The organism is Janthinobacterium sp. GW460-12-1-14-LB5 (assembly GCF_059423585.1).
In genome coordinates this window covers 49,276-67,681 of sequence record NZ_JBWKYD010000027.1, presented here as the reverse complement: position 1 = coordinate 67,681, position 18,406 = coordinate 49,276, and the positions used below count along the sequence as shown (strand labels likewise).

12 protein-coding genes are annotated in these 18,406 nt (G+C 64.3%); 6 read left to right on the top strand and 6 right to left on the bottom strand.

What is annotated here, in order from left to right; all coding sequences use genetic code 11:
- The first annotated feature begins 32 nt into the window (after positions 1–32).
- From AC07X6_RS23840 to AC07X6_RS23820, 5 genes are all read left to right on the top strand, one after another.
- Positions 33–797: a histidine phosphatase family protein gene (locus AC07X6_RS23840; RefSeq protein WP_494792593.1), complete on the top strand. Its 765-nt coding sequence runs from the start codon at positions 33–35 to the stop codon at positions 795–797.
- A gap of 17 nt (positions 798–814) precedes the next feature.
- Entirely contained in the window at positions 815–1,693 is an 879-nt protein-coding gene (locus AC07X6_RS23835) for an NAD(P)H-hydrate dehydratase (RefSeq protein WP_494792592.1), read from the top strand.
- 132 nt (positions 1,694–1,825) lie between these two features.
- Positions 1,826–4,345: a TonB-dependent receptor plug domain-containing protein gene (locus AC07X6_RS23830; RefSeq protein WP_494792591.1), complete on the top strand. Its 2,520-nt coding sequence runs from the start codon at positions 1,826–1,828 to the stop codon at positions 4,343–4,345.
- Positions 4,346–4,363: 18 nt separating this feature from the next.
- Complete coding sequence (locus tag AC07X6_RS23825; protein WP_494792590.1) at positions 4,364–5,287, top strand: SAM hydrolase/SAM-dependent halogenase family protein; 924 nt, start codon at positions 4,364–4,366, stop codon at positions 5,285–5,287.
- A 260-nt stretch (positions 5,288–5,547) separates the two neighbouring features.
- A complete protein-coding gene (locus AC07X6_RS23820; protein WP_494792589.1) occupies positions 5,548–5,886 on the top strand; it encodes a hypothetical protein in 339 nt (112 codons plus the stop codon).
- 138 nt (positions 5,887–6,024) lie between these two features.
- Here AC07X6_RS23820 and AC07X6_RS23815 read toward each other — a convergent pair whose 3' ends face one another.
- The 6 genes from AC07X6_RS23815 to AC07X6_RS23790 all read right to left on the bottom strand — a co-directional run bounded on the left by AC07X6_RS23815 (position 6,025) and on the right by AC07X6_RS23790 (position 17,057).
- The gene (locus tag AC07X6_RS23815; protein WP_494792588.1) at positions 6,025–9,084 is read right to left on the bottom strand and encodes an efflux RND transporter permease subunit; all 3,060 of its coding nucleotides are present in this window, start codon (positions 9,082–9,084) and stop codon (positions 6,025–6,027) included.
- Between the two features lie 14 nt (positions 9,085–9,098).
- A complete protein-coding gene (locus tag AC07X6_RS23810) occupies positions 9,099–10,271 on the bottom strand; it encodes an efflux RND transporter periplasmic adaptor subunit (protein WP_494792587.1) in 1,173 nt (390 codons plus the stop codon).
- Between the two features lie 34 nt (positions 10,272–10,305).
- Entirely contained in the window at positions 10,306–11,811 is a 1,506-nt protein-coding gene (locus AC07X6_RS23805) for an efflux transporter outer membrane subunit (RefSeq protein ID WP_494792586.1), read from the bottom strand.
- Positions 11,812–11,993: 182 nt separating this feature from the next.
- Positions 11,994–15,215: an efflux RND transporter permease subunit gene (locus AC07X6_RS23800; protein ID WP_494792585.1), complete on the bottom strand. Its 3,222-nt coding sequence runs from the start codon at positions 15,213–15,215 to the stop codon at positions 11,994–11,996.
- 3 nt (positions 15,216–15,218) lie between these two features.
- Positions 15,219–16,391, bottom strand: coding sequence for an efflux RND transporter periplasmic adaptor subunit (locus tag AC07X6_RS23795; protein WP_494792584.1), 1,173 nt, complete (start codon positions 16,389–16,391; stop codon positions 15,219–15,221).
- Between the two features lie 240 nt (positions 16,392–16,631).
- Positions 16,632–17,057, bottom strand: a complete 426-nt coding sequence (locus AC07X6_RS23790; protein ID WP_230542284.1) for a divergent PAP2 family protein — start codon at positions 17,055–17,057, stop codon at positions 16,632–16,634.
- A gap of 248 nt (positions 17,058–17,305) precedes the next feature.
- Between AC07X6_RS23790 and AC07X6_RS23785 the strand changes: the two genes are divergently transcribed.
- Positions 17,306–18,388 (top strand): DUF475 domain-containing protein, encoded by a 1,083-nt coding sequence (locus AC07X6_RS23785; protein ID WP_494792583.1) that lies wholly within the window; start codon positions 17,306–17,308, stop codon positions 18,386–18,388.
- Positions 18,389–18,406: the final 18 nt, after the last annotated feature.

Genomic DNA, 18,406 nt, shown 5'->3' with positions numbered 1-18,406 from the left:
ATCGTAATCAATACGGAGGAAGGCGCAAGGCGATGGAACAGAAATGGCCGCAGCAAATCTGGATCGTGCGTCACGGCCAAAGTGCCGGCAACGTGGCGCGCGATGCCGCCGAAGCGGAAAAACAGTTATTGATCGCCATCGCCGAGCGCGACGTCGATGTCCCCCTCTCCGAGCTTGGCGCGCGCCAGGCGCAAGCGCTCGGCGACTGGTTCGCCACCCTTCCCCCTGAACAACAACCGACCGTCGTGCTGTACTCGCCCTACGTGCGGGCGCAGCAGACGGCGCAAGCCGTGCTGGCGCGCATCGGTGCCGACAGCTTGAACTCCGTCGTGGCCGACGAGCGCCTGCGCGAAAAGGAATTCGGCATCCTCGACCGCCTGACCGTGCACGGCATCGCCAGCAAATACCCGGAGCTGTACGAACAGCGCCAGCACGTCGGTAAATTTTACTTCCGCCCGCCGGGCGGCGAAAGCTGGTGCGACGTCATCCTGCGCCTGCGCAGCGTGCTCGACACCATCACCCGCGAATACCGGGGCGAACGGGTGCTGATCGTCGGCCACCAGGTCATCGTCAATTGCTTCCGCTACCTGCTGGAGCGCTGCGACGAGCACGCCATCCTGGCCATCGACAAGGCGGCCGACGTGCCCAACTGCGGCATCACCTCATACGCCTTCAACCCCGCCCTGGGCAGGCACGGCAAGCTGCAACTTGACCTGTGCAATTTTGTTGCGCCGCTGGAAGCGGCCGGCACTCCCGTCACGGCCCAGCCCGACATGCCGGCGGCGCCGAAATCCTGATCCTTCGGAGGTCATCCATGGACGCCACCGCCATCATCCCTTCCCTGCTGCGTTCCTGGCCCCTGCCCATGCCCCAGCCCGATGGCGACAAGGAAGTGCGCGGCCATCTGCTGATCGTCGCCGGCTCCGAGGAAATGCCGGGCGCCATCGTGCTGGCGGCCACGGCAGCCCTGCGCGCGGGCGCCGGCAAGCTGACCCTGGCGACGGGCGCCTCGGTGGCGGCGCAAGTGGCCGTCGCCATGCCCGAGGCGCGGGTCATCGGCCTCGATGAAACGGCGCTGGGCGGCTTCCGCCACGAGGCGCGCCACCAGCTGGCGCCGCTGGCGGGCAAGGTCGATGCCGTCCTCGTCGGGCCGGGCATGTGCGACACGGCCGCCTGCTGCGAGCTGATGCGCCACCTGCTGCCCCTGTTTGCCGGCAGCCGCCTGATCCTCGACGCCTGCGCCATGCAGGTCGTGCGCCAGCCGCCGCAGTTCCATTTTGAGCAGCCGGTGCTGCTGACGCCGCACGCGGGCGAGCTGGCCCAGCTGATGGGCCTGTCGAAGGACGCCGTGCTGGCCGACCCGCACGCCTGCGCCGTGGAAGCGGCGCGGCGCTGGCACGCCATCGTCGCCCTGAAAGGCGCGCTGACCGTCATCGCCATGCCCGATGGCAGCAGCTGGACGCACGCGGGCGGCAACATCGGCCTGGCCATCTCCGGTTCCGGCGACACCCTGGCCGGCATCATCACGGGTCTGGCCGCACGCGGCGCTCCATTGGAACAGGCATGCGCCTGGGGCATCGCCCTGCATGCGCTGGCGGGCGAACAGCTGGCCCTGCGCTTCGGCATCCTCGGCTACCTGGCGCGTGAAATCCCGGCCGAGATTCCCGCCCTGCTGCGTAATCTGGTGCCCTGAGCTGGCGCCCTGAGTGAAGCGGCGTAGAAACAACAGCCATAAGCATATCCATAAAGAATCGTTCGCCTGGGCAACAACCTCCCTTAAGCTCATCCAATTGTTTTCAGATGAACAAGCTTAAAGGATACCGCCGTGCACCTGCGCCACTCATACGCCCCCCATTCCCTTCCCGCCACGCCGCTGCGCGCCATCGTGCTGGCCTGCGCCATGCTGGGCGCCGCGCCCGCCTGGGCACAGGACGCGCAAGCCACCGCCAGCACAGGCACAGGCGCCGCCGCTGAAACGACCGGCGCCAGCATCGACCAGGTCACCGTCGTCGGTTCGCGCGCGCGCAACCGCACCGTGTTCGACAGCAGCGTGCCCATCGACCGCTTCGGTGCCCGTGAAGTGGACAACGCGCTGGCCTCGGGCGACGTGGGCGCGGCCCTGCAAAACCTGTCGCCGTCGATCAACTTCCCCCGCATCGAGTCGAGCGGCGCGTCGGACTCCGTGCGCGGCATCCAGTTGCGGGGCCTGGCGCCCGACCAGGTGCTGGTGCTGATCAACGGCAAACGCCGCCACACGAGCGCCGTGCTCGACACGGAAAGCAGCTTTGCCGGCACCGTGCCGGTCGACATCAACGCGATTCCGCCGAACGCCATCGACCACATCGAAATCCTGCGCGACGGCGCGGGCGCCCAGTACGGCAGCGATGCCGTGGCCGGCGTGATCAACATCGTGCTGAAAAAGGCCCGCACGGGCGGTGCCGCCTCCGTCAGCTATGGTGCCAACCACACGCATTTCGCCCCCACCGATCAAACCCTGACGGATGGCCAGACCGTCATCGTCAACGCCGACTACGGCGTGCCGCTGGGCGAGGCGGGCTTCTTCCGCTTCGGCGCGGAAACGCGGCGCCGCTCGCCCACGGAACGAGCCGGCCCCAGCGACGCGGGCTGGACGTCCTACAACTTCACGCCGGCCGACCAGGCGCTCGACGGCAAGGTGGTATTCAAGTCCGGCGACTCGCGCCAGCGCAACAACTATTTGTTCTACAACACCCAGCTCACGCTGGCCAATGGCCTCGACCTGTACTCGTTTGCCACCCTGAACGAGCGCACATCCGACGGCAGCGCCTACTTCCGCTATCCGGGCGACCCGTCGAACGTGACGGCCCTGTATCCGCACGGCTACCGCCCCGTCACCAACGGCGACAAGCGCGACCTCAGTATCGTTGCCGGCGTGCGCGGCAGTGCGGGCGAGTGGAACTGGGACGCCAGCGCGCGCCACGGCAGCGACCGCTTTGACTATGGCGTAAGCCACTCCGTCAACGCTTCGCTGGGCGCGGCCAGCCCCACCAGTTTCCACCTGGCCGGCTTCGACTTCCGCCAGGACGCCTTGAACTTCGATGCCACGCGCACCATCGACATCGGCCTGCCGTCACCGTTGAGCGTGGCCGTGGGCGCCGAATGGATGCGTGAAACGTACACCAGCTCGGCCGGCGACCCCGCCTCGTATGCGGCCGGCAGCTTCACCGACGCGCCACCGGGCGCGCAGGCGGGACCAGGCTTGCGTCCATCGGACGCCTACGACGGCAGCCGCCAGATCCGCTCCGTGTATGCGGACGTGGAAAACGACCTCACGCCGCGCCTGCTGGTGGGCGCCGCCGCCCGCTATTCCGACTACAGCGACTTCGGCAGCGCCAGCACGGGCAAGCTGTCCACGCGCTACAAGGTGACGGACAGCTTCCTCGTGCGCGGCTCGCTGTCGAACAGCTTCCGCGCGCCAGCCCTCGTGCAGACGGGCTTCCGCTTCGCCACCCTGAACTTCAACGCCGATGGCACGGCCCTGCAAACGGCGGCCCTGCTGCCGGCCAGCGACCCGCTGGCGCGCAACTTCGGCGCGCAACAGCTGAAACCGGAAAAATCGACCAACCTGTCGCTGGGCCTGGCCTGGAAACCGGCCACTGCTACCAGCGTGACGGTGGACGCCTACGTGATCCGCATCCGCGACCGCATCACGCGCTCGAGCGACTTGCAAAGCGATGCCGTCACGGCCTACCTTGCCGCGAATGGCCGCAGCGACATTCAATCCGTGGCCTACCTGGCCAATTTGCTCGACACCGCTACCCGCGGCCTGGATGTGGTGCTGAACCACGACCTGGCGTTCACTTCAGGCAAACTGAACCTGAATGCGGCGCTGAACCTGAACAAGACCAGCCTCGACAAGGTGCGCCAGAGTTCCGCGGCACTAACCAATATCGATCCCAGTCTGACGCTGCTGACGGAAACGAGTTTGTTCCGTATCAAACATGCGTCACCGTCCAGCAAATTGATCTTGGGCGCTGACTGGCAGGCGGCCGGCTGGGGCGTGCAGGCGCGCGCCACCCGCTTTGGCGAGCTGAAAGATTTTTCCTACGACAGCGATGCGCCCTTGATCGACGGCATCCCCGCGCAGCGCTTCGGCGCCGTCTGGTCGCTGGATCTGGAAGGCCAATTAAAACTGAGCAAGCAACTGACGCTGAGCGTGGGCGGCAACAACATCCTCGACCGCTATCCACAGCGCGTGCGCGAAACGAATAACGCCACCTATGGCGGCGCCCTGCCTTACAATTTCATCAACCCCATCGGCGTCAATGGCGCCTACTTTTACGCTAAATTAAGCTACACGTTCTGACACGGACAAGGATAAATCATGATCATCAAACGAATCTCCCACCTCGCCGCCGGCGCCTGCCTGAGCGCCCTGCTGCTGTCGCCCGCCCAGGCTGCCGCACCGCTGGTGCTGATGACGGACTTCGGCACGGCCGACGGCGCCGTGTCCGCCATGCATGGCGTCGCCTACGGCGTCGATCCCCAGCTCACCATCTCGGACCTGACGCACCAGATTCCCGACTACGACATCTGGCTGGGCGCCTACCGCCTGTACCAGACGGCCAATTACTGGCCGCAAGGCACGGTATTTGTTTCCGTCATCGATCCGGGCGTGGGGACCAACCGCAAGTCGGTGGTGCTGAAAACCAAGGGGGGCCGCTATTTCGTGGGGCCGGACAACGGCCTGTTCACCCTGATCGCCGAGCGCGACGGCGTGGCGGAACTGCGCGAAATCGATGAAAAGGTCAACCGCCTGGCAGGCTCCGCCGAGTCGTACACCTTCCATGGCCGCGACGTGTACGCTTACGTCGGTGCGCGCCTGGCGTCGGGCGCCATCAGCTTTGAACAGGTGGGTCCGCCATTGCCCAGCCCATCCGTGGTCAAGATCGCGTATCAAAAACCTGTGCGCGACGGCAATACCATCCGCGGCATCGTGCCCGTGCTGGACGTAAAATATGGCAATGTCTGGACGAACATCCCGAAATCCCTGCTCGACGAATTGCAGGTGAAACTGCACGATCCGCTGCAAGTGCGCATTTTGCACAAGGGCAAACAAGTGGCCAAGGTCACGGCGCCGTTCGAGCACACGTTTGGCGGCGTCGCCAAGGGCAAGCCCCTGGTCTACCTGAACAGCCTGCTCGACGTGGCCGTGGCCATCAGCCAGGGCGACTTTGCCGCCAAGCATCACATTGAGTCAGGCGTGGATTGGGAAGTGGAAGTGAGCAAGGCCCCTGCCGCCAAGTAAGCCCCTCGTCCGTGGCCGGGACGCCCTGTCCTGGCCCTTTCTTTGTCGTTCACGTGGCGCGCTTGCGCCATGTCAAAGCGGATCGCCTCTTTTCTCGCCGATGGCCGCTGATTTGTAAATCCGGTGAACCTGCGCGCGCCTGCCTACTCTAATTTTTGCAAGCGATGCCAGCCTTGCTGCGACGGTCTGCCCGCACCGTGACAGGCCGCCTTGCAAGGTACGATCACCCTCGACAGCTTTCCAACGAGAAAGGAACAATCATGACGGCCCCACACCCTAGCACCAGCAAGCTTGTCCTCGGCACCGCCATCGTGTGCGCGCTGCTGGGCGGCTGCAACAAGCACAATGAGTCCACCACCGCCCCGGCGGCCACGCCCAACACGGCGCCCGCCACCACGCCCGGCACGGGCGGCAGCGGCACCTCGGGCACCAGCGGCACCACCACGCCGGACACCACCACGCCCGCCACGCCATCCGTTGCGCCGGGCACCACCACCAACCCCGACGGCACGACGACGCCGCCAGCCACCCCGCCCGGCACCACGCCAGGAACCGGCACAGGGACTGGGACCACCACGCCACCGCCACGCAGCAGCTAAAGGCTGCACCCGCTGCGCTGCGGCGGCCGGCCCCGCAGCCCGGCAACGAGCACGGGAATCAACAACAAAGAGCCTTCCAACGAAGGCTCTTTGTCTTGCACAGCGCAACAAATCCCCCCGCTACGGCGCTACAGCGTATCAATGGGCTGGCGCCGCCTTCAACGCGCCCCGCGCGCCCCGCGCCTGGTGATCGGCGGCCAGGAACAGATACATGGCCGGCACCACGAACAGGGTAAACAGGGTGCCGATGGACAGGCCCGTGAAAATCACCAGCCCCATCGCGTGGCGCCCGGCCGCGCCAGCGCCCGAGGCAATCACCAGGGGCAGCACGCCAAATACCATGGCAGCCGTCGTCATCAGGATGGGGCGCAGGCGCACGGCAGCCGCTTCTTCCACCGCTTCGCGCTTGCTCTTGCCCGTCTTTTGCAGCTGATTCGCCACTTCCACGATCAGGATGCCATGCTTGCTGATCAGCCCCATCAGGGTCACCAGGCCCACCTCCGTGTAGATGTTGATCGAAGCAAAGCCGAGGAAGATGAACATGGTGGCGCCAAACAGGGCCAGCGGCACGGAAACGAGGATCACGACGGGGTCGCGGAAACTCTCGAACTGCGCCGCCAGCGCCAGGAAGACGATTACCACGGCAAACAGCATGGTGACGACAAAACCGCCCGACTCCTGCACGAACTGGCGCGACTGGCCCGCATAATCGGCCGTGTAGCCGCTGGGTGCCAGCTGGGCCAGCGTCTCGCGCATGAAGGCCAGCACTTCGCCCTGCGAGGCGCCGGACACGCCGGAAAGCGTCACGGAATTGAGTTGCTGGAAGCGGTTGATCGACTCGGGCACGACATCGTAGCGGATATGCGCGACGGTACTGGCCGGTATCATCGCACCGTCGGGCGTCTTGATATGGAAGTCCAGCACGGCCGATGGATTCAGGCGGTCCACCTGCAGCACCTGCGGGATCACCTTGTAGGAACGCCCGGCGATGGAAAAATAATTGACGTAGTTGCCGCCCAAAGCCGCGCCCAGCGCCTGCCCCACATCCTGCTGCGTCATGCCCAGCGCGGCCACGCTGTCGCGGTCGATCACGACGGTGGCTTGCGGTTTATCAATCTTCAAGTCCGTGTCGACGAAATAGAACTTGCCCGACGCGCGCGCCTTCTCCAGCACCTGCTGCGCGATGGCATCGAGGTTTTCAAACGGCTCCGTGGTGGCGATGACGAATTGCACGGGCAGGCCCGAGGAGCCGGGCAAGGCGGGAAACTGGAAGGCGGCCACGCGGGCGCCGGCAATCCGGTTCCAGCCCGCCTGCAAGTCCTGCTGCACCTCCTGGGCGCTGCGCGTGCGCGCGTCCCACGGCGTCATCAGCATGCCGCCAAAACCCGAGTTGACCGTCGGCACGCCCGTGATCTGGAACATCTGGCTGTATTCGGGCATGGCCTTGGCCACCTGGTAGATTTGCTCCGCATACACCTGCATCTGGTCCGAGGTGGCCGTCGGGTCGCCCACCACCTGCGACAGCACGACGCCCTGGTCTTCCTCGGGCGCCAGCTCGGACTGCGACATCTTGAACATCAGTCCCAGCACCACCATCAATAGCGCCGCCATGACGATGAGCACCACCCAGGTGTCGAGCAGCGCATGCAGCAGGCGCTGGTACGTGTCGTGCACCTTGCCGAAGACGCGGTCGATGGCTTGCACGAAGCGCCCGCTGTCCTGTTCCGGACGAAAAAAACGCGAACACATCATGGGCGACAGGGTCAGGGCCACGATGCCCGACACGGCCACGGCGCCGGCCAGGGTGAAGGCGAATTCCGTAAACAGCGCGCCCGTCAGGCCTCCCTGGAAACCGATGGGCACGTACACGGCAATGAGTACCACCGTCATGGCCAGGATGGGGCTGGCCAGCTCGCGCGCCGCCAGCAGGCTGGCCTCCAGCGGCGGCTGGCCCTGCTTCATGTGGCGGTCCACGTTTTCCACCACGATGATGGCGTCGTCAACCACCAGGCCGATGGCCAGCACGATGGCCAGCAAGGTCAGCAGATTGATGGAATAGCCGAGCGCCAGCATGGCCGTAAACGTGCCGATCAGCGACAGCGGCATGGCGATCACGGGCACGATCACGGCCCGCAGGCTGCCCAGGAACAAATAGATGACGATGGTGACGATCAGCAATGCCTCGACCAGGGTCTTGATGACCTCCTTGATGGAAGTATTGATGAAGAATGTCGAGTCGTACACGATTTCCCCCGTCAGCCCGGCCGGCAGCTGGGACTGGATATCGGGGAAGCTGGCGCGCACGCGCTTGGCCACGTCGAGGATATTGGCTTCCGGCGCCACCTTGATGCCGATGAAGACGGAGCGCACGCCGCTGAAAGCCACGTTGAAATCATAGTTTTCCGACCCCAGCACGACGGTGGCCAGGTCTTCCAGGCGCACGATGGAATCGCCGCTGCGCTTGACGACGAGTTTCCTGAATTCCTCGACCGAATGCAGGTCCGTGCCGGCCGTCAGGGGAACGGTCACCATCTGCCCCTTGCTCGATCCCAGCGCGGCCAGGTAATTGTTATTGCCCAGGGCGGTACTCACCTCGGCCGCCGTCACGCCGAAGGCGGCCATCTTGTCCGCATCGAGCCAGGCGCGCAGGGCGAACAGGCGCGCGCCCAGCAATTCCGCCGTCTGCACGCCGGTGACGGAGTCCAGCTTGGGCTTGACGACGCGGCTCAGGTAATCCGTCACATTATTCGTCGGCAAGGTCTTGCTGTAAAAGCCCAGGTACATGGCGTCCGTCGTCTGCCCCATCTGTACCGTCAGCACGGGCGTTTGCGCCTGGGCCGGCAGCTGGTTCTTCACGGAACTGACTTGGGTATTGATTTGCGTCAAAGCACGGTTCGCGTCGTAATTGAGGCGCAAGGTGGCCGTGATGGTCGACACGCCGCTGCTGCTGGACGAAGACAGGTAGTCGATGCCCTGCGCCTGGGCGATGGCCGATTCCAGCGGCTGCGTAATGAAACCGGCCACCGTCTGCGCATCGGCGCCGTAATAGGTGGTGGAGATCGTCACGACGGCGTTCTGCGTCTTCGGATACTGGTTGATGGGCAGGCTGAACAGCGAGCGCAAGCCCAGCACCACCAGCAGCAGGCTCACCACCATGGCCAGCACGGGCCGGCGGATAAAGAGATCGGTGAAGTTCATGGCGGCGCCTCGACTCAATGTTCCTGCGGCGTGGGCTGCGGATTGTTGCGCGGCTCGACGACGTTGCTGATCACCACGGGGCTGCCGTTCTTGAGCTTGATCTGCCCGCTGGTGACGACCTGCTGCCCCTCGGTCAGGCCCGTCAGCACGGCCACCTGGTCGCCCCGCGTCTCGCCCGTCGTCACGAATACCTGCTGCACCACCAGGTCGCCCGCCTTCGGCGGCGGCGCGCCGGCCTTGGGCGCCTGGGCCTGGGCCTGGGCCGGGGCCGGGGCCCGCTGCACGACGAAGACGGTGGAGCCATACGGGTTATAGGTGATCGCCGTCTGCGGCAAGGTCAGGAACTGTTTCTTCCCTCCCACTTCCACGTGGACGTTGGCAAACATGCCTGGCAGCAACTGCCGCTGGGGATTGGCCACCGTGGCTTCCACCTGCACATTGCGCGTGGCGGGGTCGACCTTGGAACTGATGGCGCTGACCTTGCCCGCAAACGCCGTGTTCGCATGCGCATCGCTGGTCAGGTTCAGGGCTTGCCCCACTTGCAGGCCGCCCAGCTGCTTTTGCGGAATATAGAAGTCGACATAGATGGGATCGATGGTTTGCAAGGTGACGATCTTGTCGCCGGGATTCACGTACTGGCCCGGATTGACGGTGGTGATGCCGAGTTTGCCCGCAAACGGCGCGCGGATGGTTTTCTTGGCCACCAGTGCCGCCTGCTGGGCCGCCAGTGCCTGCTTGCTTTTCAGGTCGGCCGCGTCGTTGTCGACCTGCGCCTGGCTGATCGCCTGCACGGCAAATTGCTGGCGGTCGCGCGCCAGCACGGACGCGGCCAGTTCCGCGGCCGCCTCCAGCGCGCGCAGCTGCGCCAGGTCGGCATCGGCATTCAGTTGCAGCAACAGTTGCCCCGCCGCCACTTCCTGGCCGGACTTGAAATGGATGGACCTGACGAGGCCGGCGATTTCGCTCGTCACGTCGACACCGCGCACGGCCACCAGGGTGCCCACGGAGGACAGATGCGGCTGCCAGTCGACCTTGCGGACGATGGTCGCCGACACCGTCTGCGGCGTGGGCTTGGGCGAACTGGCCATGAGCTGGCGGATGTGCAGGAAAAATCCCAGCGCCAGCAGGGCAATCAACAGCACCACCGCCCCCAGCATGATGAGCATGCGCTTATTGCGTTTCGTCATGGATGCGCTCCCCGTTTATTCCGGCGTCCAAAAGTCAATCCGTGCCTGCCGCCACCGGCAAGGTGGTCGTGGCGGGAACGTTGTCCAGCGCGGGACGGTTCCACCAGCCGCCGCCCAGCGCCTGGAACAGCGCTGCGCTATCGGCATAGCGGGCCGCCTGCGCCTGTACCAGGCCCACCCTGGCCTGCTGGTAAGTGCGCTGGGCGTCCAGCAAGGACAGGTAACTGATGGCGCCCAGCTTGAATTGCTGCGTACTCAGCGCCAGCGATTCGCTGGCCATGGCCTCCACCTCGGCTTGCTGCTGCAAGGCGGCGGCATCGGCCTCAAGCGCGCGCAGGCTATCCGCCACATTCTGGAAAGCGCCCAGCACGGTGGCGCGGTAATCGGCCGCCGCCCCCTCGTAGGCGGCGACGGCGGCACGCCGCCCCGCCCGCAGCGCACCGCCATTGAAGATGGGCTGGGCCAGCCCGGCCGCCACGCCCCACACGGAAGAACCGCCATGCAGCAGCGCGGGAAAACTGGTGGCCAGCGCACCCACATTGCCCGTCAAGGTGAACTGGGGATACATGGCTGCCGTGGCGACGCCGATCTGCGCGCTGGCCTGCTGCAGCAGCGCTTCGCTGGCGCGGATGTCGGGGCGCTGGCGCACCAGGGCCGACGGCAGGGAAACGGGCAAGTCCCGCGGCAAGCGCAGCGATGCCAGGTCGAATTCAGGCATGCCGGGCTCGCTGGGCAAGCGGCCCGCATACACGGACAGCTGGTGGCGCGTCAGGGCCAGGGCTTTTTCCAGCGGCGGCACGCTGGCCCGCGTCTGCGCCACCGTGTTGCGCTGGATCAGCACCGTGGCGCGGCTGATGGCGCCGAAACGCAATTGCTGTTCGATCAGGTCCAGCTGTTTCTGTTGCGCATCGAGTATCTCGCCGGTGGCTTGCAGCTGGGCGCGCAACGATGCTTCGCGGATGGCCGCCGTCACCAGGTTGGCCGTCAGGGCCACATACACCGCTTCCAGCTGATACTGCCGATAGTCAACCAGGGCTTGCAAGCCTTCCAGCTGGCGCTTGTTGCCGCCAAACACATCCAGCGCATACGACACATTCACCGAGGCATTGTACAAATTGAGGACGCCGCCCACGCCCTCCAGGCTGCTGTTTTTCTCGCGGCTGGCGCCCAGCTGGGCGCCTACCTCGGGATACAGCAGTCTGCCGGACAGGGCGCGGTAGTTTTCATCGGCCTGGCGCAAGGCCGCCTGGGCCGACGCCAGGCCGGGATTGCGCGCGAGGGCGCCGCGCACCAGCTGGTCCAGCGCCGGCGACTGGAACAGCGACCACCATTGCGCGGGAATATCCTGGCCCGGCACGAAGCGCTGCGCCTGGCCGGCGGGACCGGGCGCCGCCACCGTTTGCGCCGGCAACGGTGCCGGCGTGTAGCGGTCGCCACCGCCGGGGGCGGCGGGACGCCGGAAGTCCGGCCCGACGGCGCAAGCGGCCAGCAGGCATACCGTAAGAATGCCGAGTATGGGCTGCCGGAGGCTGGAGAACATGGTGCTGGTCCGATACGTTGCCGTGCCACATTGCCGTTGGAAAATATCGCAAAAGTATCGCGATACCAGGCTGGCGAACCCGCCCGCCCGTTCTACGATTGTAGAGCACCAGACGTAAAAAGAGCCTTCCGAAGAAGGCTCTTTGACCTGGCACAAGGATTGCGCAGCCGAGGCTGCCTGACTTACTTTTGCAGGCTGACCGACGCCGCCTTCGGCGCGCGGCGGCCCATCACGAACAGCACGGCCTTCTTCAGCATGCGGTAGACGAAGCGCACCATCAGCAGGGTCAGCACGCATTCGAGCAAGGTCAATATCATGGCCACGGCCACGGGCATGCGCGCGGCGCGGCGGTGGAACTTGGCCACGGCGCCATCGCGGGCGATTTCGATGCTGTCATAGAAGGTCGGCACGACCAGCAGGGTCAGAATCGTCGAGGTGATGGTGCCGCCGATGATGGCGATCGCCAGTGGACGGTAGAACTCACCACCCTCGCCCAGGCCCAGCGCCACGGGGAACATGCCGGCGATCAGCGCGAACGTCGTCATCAGGATGGGACGCAGACGCATGCGGCCCGCATACATCAATGCATCCTCGCGGCCATGGCCTTCTTCTTCTCGCTTGCGCGCCGCGTCGAGCAGCAGGATGGCGTTCTTGGCGACCAGGCCCATCAGCATGATGATGCCGATAAAACTCATCAGGTTGAGGGTGTTGTTGGTAATCACCAGCGCCACCACCACGCCGATCAGACTGAGCGGCAAGGACATCATCACGGCCACGGGCGCCGTAAAGGAACCGAACTGCATGACGAGGATCAAATACATCAGGCCGATACCCATCACCAGCGCGATCAGCATTTCCGTGAACAGCTCTTGCTGGTCCTGGCCCGCGCCGCCCAGCGCCAGGCCGTAGCCGGGCGGGAAGTCGATGGAGTTGGCCAGTTTCATGGCATCGCTCGTCACTTCGCCGTTCGAACGGCCCTGCGCATTGGCCGACACGGTGATCGTGCGCTTGCCATTCTTGTGCTCGATGCCGGACGGGCCCTTGCCCATGGTAATGGTGGCGATCTGGTCCAGCGGTACCATTTGCGACGTGCCCGTCACGCTGATCGGCAGGCGCTCGATGTTCTCGGACGCCACGCGGTCGTCGGGATGCAGGCGCACGGCCACGTCGCGCGTTTCGCCCGTCGGATCGACCCAGTCGCCCACTTCCACGCCGGCAAAGGCCACGCGCAGCGATTGCGCCGCGTCATTGACGGAAATGCCCATCGAGTTGGCCAGGCCACGGTTGAGCTCGATCTGCAGCTCGTTCTTCGGGTCCTGCTCCGACAAGCCCACGTCGACGGCGCCGGGAATGGCGCGCAGCTTGTCCATGTAGGCATTCGTGATTTCCATCAGCTTGCGCGAATCCGGGCCAGTGAATTCCACCTGGATGGGCTTTTGCGAACCGTTGCTCAAGTCATCCTGCACCACGTATTCGGCGCCCACCAGGCGCGACATCTTCTCGCGCAGCTCGACGGCGATTTCCTTGGCCGAACGCTTGCGGGTGTTGCGCTTGCCGATGTCGACATACACGCGGCCGCCACCGGCATTGATGGAGCTGTTGGTATCCTTGGTTTCAGGCAAAGTACGGGCCAGCACGGCCGCCGCTTCCAGTTTCAAGCGCGAATACTCGATGCTGCTCGACGATGGCGTGCGCACATTGATCATCAGATTGCCGGAATCGGATGCCGGCAAGAAACTCGTGCCGCCATGCGTGGAGTGCAGGACGATGGCGCCCACCAGGCTGCCGAAGGCGATCACGGCCATCCAGCGGCGGTGATGCAGGGCCCAGGCGATCACGCGGCCATAGCGGTCGGCCTGGTGGTCGAACCAGTGGTTGAATTTCTCCAGCACGCGGCCGATGCCCTTTTTCGGCGCCGCATGTTCCTCGACCGGGTCGCCCCAGTAGGCCGACAGCATGGGGTCGAGCGTAAACGAGATGCCCAGGCTGACGAGCACCGAGCACGTCACCGTCAAGGCAAACGGACGGAACCATTCGCCGGAGATCCCCGGCATGAAGGCGACGGGAATGAAGACGGCGATGATGGAGAAGGTCGTAGCGGCCACGGCCATGCCGATCTCGGCCGTGCCTTCCAGCGCAGCCGTGCGGCGGTCCTTGCCCATCTGCATGTGGCGCACGATGTTTTCGCGCACGACGATGGCGTCATCGATCAGCACGCCGATGGCCAGCGACAGGCCCAGCAGGGTCATGAAGTTCAGGGTAAAGCCGCACAGCCACACGGCGATGAAGGCGGCAATCACGGACGTGGGCAGGCTCAGCGCCGTGATCAGGGTCGAACGCCACGAGTTCAGGAAGGCGTAGACGACGAAGATCGTCAGCACGGCGCCCAGCACCAGCGATTCGATCACGTTGTTCAGGCTATGCTGGGCGTTTTCACCGCCGTCGCGCGTCACTTGCAGGATCGTGCCTTTCGGCAAGGTCTTGTTGATTTCCGCTACCATGTCGCGGATCTTGTTGGCCACGCTGACGGTGGAGGCGTCGCGCACGCGGGTAATCGAAATACCCACGTTGGGCTTGCCGCTGCGCATGCTCAGGCTGTTGACTTCGGCAAAGCCATCTTCGATGGTGGCCACTTGCGCCAGGCGCACGATTTCCTCGCCACGGCGCTTGATCACCACTTTTTCGAAGTCGGCTGGCGACTCGATGCGGCCCACGAGGCGGATGCTTTTCTCGTCCAGGGTGCCGCGCACCTTGCCCACGGGCGCGTTCGTGTTCTGGTTGCGCAAGGCGGTGACGACGTCGCTGACGGAAACATTGTATTCACGCAACTTTTCCGCCCGCAGCAGCACGGACAGTTCGCGCTTCAGCGAACCGCCCACGTTGACCAGCGCCACGCCGTCGACGGTGCGGAAGCGGTCCGACAGCACGTCTTCGGCCAGGCGCGAAATTTCCGCATGGCTTTGCGAGTTCGACGACAGCGCCAGCTGCATGATCGGTTCGGCGGCCGGGTCGATGCGCTGCAGGATGGGTTCGCGCATTTCCGTCGGCAACTTGTAGCGCACGGCGGCAATCGCATTGCGGATATTGTCGGACGCTTCGATCAAATTGGTATTGAAGGAAAACTTCAGGAAGATGCTGGCCGAACCTTCATTCGAGTCGCTGTTGACTTCGGTCACGCCGGAAATGCTTTGCAGCGACTTTTCCAGGCGGTTCACCACTTCGCGCTCGACCGTATCGGGCGATGCGCCAGGGTAAGGAATGCTGACGACGATGAACGGCACTTCGACGTCCGGATTCTGGTTGACGCGCAATTTCTTGAGCGCCAGCAAACCGACGCACATCATGGCCAGGATCAGGACGATGGTGGCGGTGGGCCGCTTGATACTGAAATCGGAAAGGAACATGGCTTAGTTTCCTTTACCGGCAACGGCGGTGCTGCTGCTGGCCACGGCGGCGGCTGGCACGGCCTTGGCGGCCGTCAACTCCACTTTCTGCCCATCCTTGAAGGTCGAGCCCGGCGTGCGCAGCACGGTGTCGCCGCTGGCCAGGCCGCTTTGCACTTCCCACTGGCCCGTGCGCACGTCGCGCGCGCCGATGCGCAGCGTGGCTTTATGCAAGGCCTTGTCCTTGACTTTCCACGTGTACGTGACGTCGCCCGCCTTCACCAGGGCCGAGTCGGGGATCATCAGCGCGCTGACGGTTTCCGTCTCGATGCGGCCTTCCGCATACAGGCCGGCCACGCGCGGCTGTTCCTTGTCGTTGAAATCGACCAGCACGGCCACCTGGCGCGTGACGGTGTTGGCGGCAGGGTCGACGCGGCGCACCTTGCCCGCGAAATCCTGTCCCGGATAACCATTGATGCGGAACAACACCGGCTGGCCCACCTTGACGACGCCGATCTTGTCGGCCGATACCAGGCCTTCCAGGCGCATGCTGGTCGGATCGATGACCTTGATCAATTCCTTGCCGATTTGCGCCGTATCGCCATTCGATACCTTGCGCTCGCTCACGATGCCGTCGAACGGCGCGCGCACGAGCGTGCGCTGCAGCTGCTGGCGCGCCTGGGCGGCGCGGCTCTTCGCGGCGGACAAGTCGCTCTGCGCATTGTTGCGGCGGATTTCCGCGTCTTCCAGCGCCTGCGTCGACGTCATGCCCGAGGCGCGCAGGGTTTTCATGCGCTGGAACATGCGTTCGGACTGTTCCAGCACCTGGCTGGCGGCGCGGCTGGCTTCTTCGGCCGAATTGAGGCTGTCGCGGATGGACGTTTCGTCCAGACGCACCAGCACGTCGCCCCGCTTGACGATTTCGCCATTTTCCTTCATGACCTGGATCACCACGGCCGATACTTCGGCGCGCAAATCCGCGTTGCGCTCGGGCTGCACGGAACCGGTGATCACGGGACCGGACGCCAGCGCATTGCTCTGGATGGTCAGCAAGTCTTCCGGGGACACCAGCAGATTGACGGCAGCGCCCGCCTGCTCCTTGGCATTCTTGCCGCCCTTGCCGGGATCTTTGGACTCTTTGCCGCAGGCGGCCAGGGCAGAAGCGATTGCCAGAACAAACAGGGTTTTGCGCAACATGGGTAATTCTCCGGATAGATAGCGCCACGACCGTCCCGATGGCCCGGATAGGGCCGGCAAGCGATGGCAGGCATTTATTTTTATTAAAACCACAAGCGCCAAAGTATCCATGAGCGCGTCTGGGCATGTCAATCGGCGGTTTCCTGTAATGCTTTAATCAATGGATGAAACGTAGTTTTTACGCCCTGAAACGCAAAACCCCGCCTTGAAGCGGGGTTTTGTGTTTCAGGAAAAAAATGCTTAGCGGGCAAACACGGAATTGATCAGGAAACCGATCGCCACGCCCGTGCACAGGCCGCCGGCGATTTCCACCAGGGTATGCCCCATGCGCTCGCGCAAGGTCTTATGTGCGGCGCTGACCGCCTCCCCCGCCAGGCGGTTGATGGCCGCCGCCTGCTTGCCCACGTGCTGGCGCAGGCTGTTGGCGTCGATGATGACGATGAAGGCCAGGGTCACGGCCACGCCGAAGGCGGGATGGCCTATGCCTTCGCGCAAGGCGATCAGGGTTGCCATACTGGAAACGACGGCGCTATGGTTGCTGGGAAAGCCGCCATTGCCGACCAGGCCGAACGCCCATTGCCGCGTGCGGACACTGTTGATCAGGAATTTGATCGGTCCGACCAGGATCCAGGTGATCAGGGGCGTGACGAGGTAAGCGATATCCACGGGGTATTCCTTCTTATATATATGTCGAGAGTGTGTAAGAAACTGCGGCAGCCGGATGGGCGCGCCGCAATTATCGCAGATCGTCCGCGCCAGCAGAACTGTCTGTTGCCGGTCTATAAAACGCCGCCCCCGGCGGCAACTAATATAAAATCATGGCATATACAACAATTGACGTATATCAACACTGAGTGCGGCGCGCACAGCGGCGCGGATAATCAAACGTCTTTCATACTTGCAACGGGGTACTCATGCGGCATTTCAGAATTTCCTTTTTAGTCACTTTTATCCTGATGGCAGTGTCGGGCTGGTGGGGTTACAGCCATGGCGGCATGTCCGGCCTGATCAATGCCCTGTGGATCACGGGCGTGCTGGGCGTCATGGAAGTGTCGCTGTCGTTCGACAATGCCGTGGTGAATGCCTCGGTCTTGCGCCACTGGAATGAATTCTGGCAAAAACTGTTCCTCACGGTAGGTATCCTCGTGGCCGTCTTCGGCATGCGGCTGCTGTTCCCGCTGGTCATCGTTTCCGTCGCCACGGGCCTGGGCCTGGTCGACGTGTGGACCATGGCCACCACCACGCCCGATGTGTATGCCAAGCACCTGACGGACAACCATGCGCAAGTGGCGGCCTTCGGCGGCGCCTTCCTGCTGCTGGTGTTCCTGAACTTCCTGTTCGACGACGAGAAAGAATTGCACTGGCTGGGCTGGGCCGAGGAAAAAGTCAACGCGCTGGGCACGGAAAGCCTGGCCGTACTGATCACCATGGGCGCCGTGGCCGCCTGCGTGGCGATGGGCCCCGCGGAAGCCAAGTACAGCGTGCTCGCCTCGGGCATCGTCGGCATCGCCGTCTACATCGGCGTGAACTGGATCAGCGGCTTGCTGGAAGAAGGCGAACCGGACTTGCAGGATGACGAGGAAGAAGGAGCCGCGCTGGCCAAAAACGGCAATGGCGGCCTGGTAAAAACGGTGGCGCGCGGCAGCATCGGCGGCTTCCTGTACCTGGAAGTGCTGGATGCCTCGTTCAGCTTTGACGGCGTGATCGGCGCGTTCGCCATCACCAACGACGTCGTCATCATCATGCTGGGCCTGGCCATCGGCGCCATGTTCGTGCGCTCGATGACGGTGTACCTGGTGCACAAGGGCACGCTGGACGAATTCGTCTACCTCGAGCACGGCGCCCACTATGCGATCGGCATCCTCGCCCTGATCATGCTGGCGTCCGTCAAGTACCATATTCCGGAGTGGTTCACGGGCCTGTCGGGCGTGGCCTTCATCCTGGTCTCGCTGTGGTCGTCCTTGCGTTATCGCAAACGGCACGCGGCACAAGCTTGAAATCGGGGGTTCCGCCCC